Annotated in this window: 3 protein-coding genes and 1 pseudogene; all 4 read left to right on the top strand. The window is 69.6% G+C overall.

Annotation, left to right across the window (positions count from 1 at the left end; genetic code table 11):
- A partial coding sequence (locus CCN51_RS50720; protein WP_143676207.1) for an AAA family ATPase occupies positions 1 to 1,876 on the top strand: 1,876 nt, incomplete at its 5' end.
- A gap of 209 nt (positions 1,877 to 2,085) precedes the next feature.
- A pseudogene (locus CCN51_RS58880) lies at positions 2,086 to 2,250 on the top strand (helix-turn-helix domain-containing protein); the annotation flags it as partial.
- Positions 2,251 to 2,277: 27 nt separating this feature from the next.
- On the top strand, positions 2,278 to 2,793 hold the full coding sequence (locus tag CCN51_RS50715; protein WP_238545607.1) for an IclR family transcriptional regulator domain-containing protein: 516 nt from the start codon (positions 2,278 to 2,280) through the stop codon (positions 2,791 to 2,793).
- Positions 2,794 to 2,894: 101 nt separating this feature from the next.
- The coding region (locus tag CCN51_RS50710; RefSeq protein WP_245881872.1) for a hypothetical protein at positions 2,895 to 5,228 on the top strand (2,334 nt) is incomplete at its 3' end.

Below are 5,228 nucleotides of genomic sequence, written 5' to 3'. Positions count from 1 at the left end.
CAGCGTCGGCGACGGCATCCGGATCGACAGCGCCGAACCGGTCACCGTCACCGGCTGCACCGTACGCGAGAACCGGGGCGCCGGGCTGACCCAGACCCGGGTGAGCGAGCGCCTGGAGGTGCTGGAGCTGACCAGCGCCGACAACGCCACGCCCGACATCTGGGGCGCCGCGGTGACCGCGAACGCCACCGGGCGCTCCTCGGGGAAGGACTCCGGCTCCGCCGCGCCCAAGGAGCCGCTGGACGAACTGGAGGCGCTGATCGGCCTGGACGGCGTCAAGCACCAGGTGCGCACCCTGGTCAACCTCAACCAGCTCTCCCAGCGGCGCCAGCGGCTGGGCATGCCGGTGCCGTCGATGAGCCGCCATCTGGTGTTCGCCGGCCCGCCCGGCACCGGCAAGACCACCGTGGCCCGCCTCTACGGCTCCATCCTCGCCCAGCTGGGCGTCCTGCCCTCGGGCCATCTGGTCGAGGTGTCCCGCGCGGATCTGGTGGCCCAGGTCATCGGCGGTACGGCCATCAAGACCACCGAGGCGTTCAACGAGGCGATCGGCGGTGTGCTGTTCATCGACGAGGCCTACACCCTCACCCCCGAGGGCGGCAGCTCCAACGACTTCGGCCGCGAGGCCGTGGACACGCTGCTGAAGCTGATGGAGGACCACCGCGAGGACGTCGTGGTCATCGCCGCCGGCTACTCGGCGGAAATGACCTCCTTCTTGGTGTCCAACCCGGGCCTGGCCTCCCGTTTCACCCGCACCATCGAGTTCACCAACTACTCCGTCACCGACCTGGTGACCATCACCGAGAGCATGTGCGCCTCCCACCAGTACGAACTGGGACCGGGCACCACCGAGGCGCTGGCCGCCCACTTCGAGGCGATGGACCGGGGCGCCTCATTCGGCAACGGCCGCGCCGCGCGCCGGGTGTTCGAGGAGATGGTGGACCGCCAGGCCTTCCGCCTCGCCACCATGGCCGAACCGGCAGAGCGCGACCTGACCCTGCTGCTGCCCGAGGACATCAGCGACGAGAGCGGCGCCCAGCAGAAGACCGGCGAGGACCGGGAGGCGATGCTGGCCCGGCTGGAGGCCATGGTGGGCCTCGGGGCGGTCAAACGCGAGGTCACCGATCTGGTCTCGCTGCTCACCACGGTCAAGCAGCGCGAGGCGGCCGGGCTGCCCGCCCCGCGGATCAGCCAGCACCTGGTTTTCTCCGGCCCGCCCGGCACCGGTAAGACCACCGTGGCCCGCCTCTACGCCGGGCTGCTGCACTCCCTGGGCGTACTGCCCCGCGGCCAGCTGGTGGAAGTGGCGCGCGCCGATCTGGTGGGGCGCTACGTCGGCCACACCGCGCAGCTCACCAAGGAGGTGTTCGAAAGCGCGATGGGCGGTGTGCTGTTCATCGACGAGGCGTACACCCTCACCCCCGAGGGCAACTCCAGCGACTTCGGCCGCGAGGCCGTGGACACACTGCTGAAACTGATGGAGGACCACCGGGACCAGGTCGTGGTGATCGTCGCCGGCTACACCGCGGAGATGCGGCGCTTCCTGGACTCCAACCCCGGCCTCGCCTCGCGCTTCTCCCGCTTCGTGGAGTTCGAGAACTACACCACCGACGAACTCCTCACCATCCTGGAGCGGCACGCCGAGGAGTCCGGCTACGCCTGCCCGGCGGCCACGCTGGAGGCGCTGCGCACCCATATCGCGGACATTCCGCGCGACCGCTCCTTCGGCAACGCGCGGCTGGCCCGGCAACTGCTGGAAACCATGATCACGTACCAGGCCAGGCGGCTGACGGCGCTGCGCCAGCCGAGCGTGGACGACCTGCGGACGCTGCTGCCCGAGGACCTGCCGACCGCAGGGAAGGGGGTCCTCGGGTGACCGCGTGACACAAACCGCGTGACACAACGAAACAGCCGCCGCCTCACCCCATAGGTCCGCGTGGGGTGGAGGCGGGCAGGCCCACTTGTCAACACCGTCGTGTATTTCACGTGGGAATTTATCTTCCGTCCATCCGAGAATGCTTTCCTTTCCCTGAGGGAGCACAAAGCGGCAGCGGTGGCGGAAGGGCGGGCTCGGCGGTGGTGGATATGAATATGCCAGGTGGCGGGCGCGGGGTTCTCGAAGGTGCGTTCGCCTTGCTGGAGGCCGTGGAAAGGGCCGGGGAATCCCGGCTGACAGCATTGGCCGCGGAGAGCGGATTACCGAAGACGACCGCGCGCCGACTTCTCGAACAACTCGTCGAATTGGGTGCGGTGGAGCGCTCGGGTGGCCTTTTCCGAATGGGCTCGCGCATGTTCCGGCTCGGCCTCGGCTGGCAGCCGCACCCCGGCATGCTGGCTCTCGCCCGCAGACCCGTCCACGAATTGGCGAGAGCCACCGGTGCGACAGTGGGGATCTTCGTACTGCGCGAGGGCCGGGCTCTGACGGCCGCCGCGGTCCCCGGCGAATGGGATGCCTTCGCACCGATGCGAGCGGGGACGGCCTTCCCCTGGACGACCGCCGCGGGGAAGGTCCTGGTGGCGGGCGCACCCGCCGGCCTGCCCGTGGAACCGCCGTCCAGGGCGTGGTCGCGGGAGGCGGCGCAGATCCGGGAGGCCGGGTTCGCCGTCGACCGTCAGGAGGTCGCGGAGGGGGTGTGCTGTGTCGCCGTCCCCTTGCGCGGCCGCAGCGGCACGGCCGTCGCGGCCCTGTGCGCCCTGGTCGACCCCTCCCAGCCGCTGTCCCCGCTGACGGCCTCGGTGGTGCGGACGGGGAGGGTCATCAGCGCCACGATGCAAGGGCGCCCGGGGCGCTGATCCGCTCAGCGGCACAACAGATGTCCCGGAGTGACCCGTTGTGCGAAGGTCGGGGCCAGTGGCCCGGAGTGCGGCCCCTGTCACCCTCTGTGGAGATCACCATGACCCATGTCGCCGAGTCCGGACCGGGATCCAGGTCCGGAGCCGACACGCCGAGCATCCCCTCACCGGTGCCGCCGGCGACCCTTCCGACGATCCCGCCGACGGCTCCGCCGGTGACGGCGCCCGTGCTCGACCAGTCGACCCGTGAGATCGACAAAGCGACCTTCGTCCCTCTGGACGTGGAGACCCCGCCCATCGGACAGGCCCTGACGAAGGCCGCGTTCGTACGCCAGCTCCAGCTCCAGCCGGACGAGGCGGACGCGATACGGAACCGGCACCCCGAACTCGCCGAGCCCCTGCGGGACCTGCTCACCCCGCCTTCCTTCTCCCCCGCTCCGCTCTCCGCCTTCGCCGCCGTCCCCACCCGCGCGCTCGAGGAATACGGGCAGGCTGTGGTCGCCCTGCGCCACGAGCGTGCGGAGGAGACCGAGGAGTCGGCGCGCGGCGCCGCGCTGCAGGCGCTGCAGACCGCCGTGGTCGCGGCCAAGGGCCTCGAGGCCAACACCGCCGCGCCCCGGATGGGCCTGATGAACCTGGAACGGCTGGAGATGACGCCGGCCGGGATCGAGCGCGGCGAACTCGTCGCCACCATTCCCCTGGCCCCGCAGGAGGAGACCGCCGTCACCTACAAGGAATGGTCGGTCCAGAAGAAGGAGTTCAGCTCGATCGTCACCGACTCCCTGGAGACCTTCAGCGAGACCGGGGTGACGGACAACACCGAGCTGTCGCAGTCGACGTCCTCACAGCAGCAGCACTCCAACCAGTTCAACATCACCGGGACCGTCTCCGGCGGCATCCCCGTCATCTCCGGCTCGGTCACCTCGGGATACACCGGCCAGGACGCCGCCTCCCAGTCGGCGACCGACAGCAGGAAGCACGCCACCACCCTGACCCAGAAGGCGTCCACCCGCGCCCGGCAGGAGCACAAGGTCACCATCACCACGACCACGGTCACCGGGACATCGCAGACCACCACCAGGACGCTGAAGAACCCCAGCGCGACCAACCCGATCCGCATCGACTACTTCAGCCTCATGCGCAAGTGGCGGGTCCGCCTCTACCGGTACGGCATGCGGCAGACGTATGACGTCGTCCTGCCGGAGCCCGCCGCCACGATGCGCCGCCCGTACGCGGAGCTGGAGGCGCTCAAGGCCCAGCTCGGACCGTTCGTCTTCAACATCCCGCACAACGACATCACCGCCGAGGTCCGCAAGGGCGACCCGGAGCCGCCGAAAACCGACCCGCCCACCCCCAAATCGCCGCACTACCTGGTGCTCGCCGACCAGTACGACGCGCAGGTCCCGCCGCCGCCCCCGGATCTGCCCCCGCAGACGTACGCAGTGGAGACCGGGCCGTTGCCGCAGGGCCGAGGCGTCACCAGGATGCCCCTCAACATCCCCGCCGGGTACGAGATCGTGAACATCACCATCAGCGGCCGGATGACGAGCTTCGCCGGACACCTGGGCCAGTTCACCATCGAGGGCACCACCCTCCCCTTCGACCCCTTCCCGGACAAGGTCTTCGACCCGAACACAGTGCTCAAGCGGGACACCGACGGCGGCGACTTCATGGCCGGCGCCACGGGGACACCGGTGCTCGTCCTGGTCTTCGACCAGGTGTCCACCCAGTCCCTGCTGCTGACCGCCGAGGTGCGGCCCACCCAAGCCGCCATGGAACGCTGGCAGTTCGATGTGTGGAACGCGCTCTACACGGCCGCGCAGACGGCGTACTACGCACAGCAGCAGGACATCGCCGGCCGGATCGCGGCGCTGGAGGCGCGGCTGAACGACGTGGACACGCTCACCCTGCGCCGTGAAGAGAGCGACGAGATCATGAAGAACGTGCTGCGCTACCTGCTCGGCGGCAGGTTCCCCAGCATGCCGAAGGAAGTCCTCGACGCATTCGCCGCGGCCAAGGTGGACGTGGCACACGGTACGGGCTTCGAGGGAAACACCATCGGCCCCGACTCGACGCTGTGGACGCCGGTCCGTCAGTACGAGGACGTCGTGCGCTTCGTCAACCAGGCCATCGAGTGGGAGAACGTGGTCAGCTTCCTCTACTCGTACTTCTGGGACCTCCCCGAGAGCTGGCGCTTCATCCGCGAGATCGAACACCCCGACGCCAACCGGCAGGCGTTTCTGCGCGCGGGCAGCGCGCGGGTCGTGCTCACCATCCGCAGGGGCTGGGAGACGCGGTGGGTGAACTTCGTCGAGCACGGCGTCATCGACGACCCGAACGCCCCCGAGAACCCCTCGCAGTACTGGACCATCGCCCAGGAGATCGCCGCCTACGACGACCGCAACTATCCGGGGATCCCGCCCGCCAACCCCGGC

It is taken from the genome of Streptomyces milbemycinicus, from assembly GCF_002154605.1.
Taxonomy (GTDB): Bacteria; Actinomycetota; Actinomycetes; order Streptomycetales; family Streptomycetaceae; genus Streptomyces; species Streptomyces milbemycinicus.
This window is presented reverse-complemented; position numbering and strand designations above follow the sequence as displayed.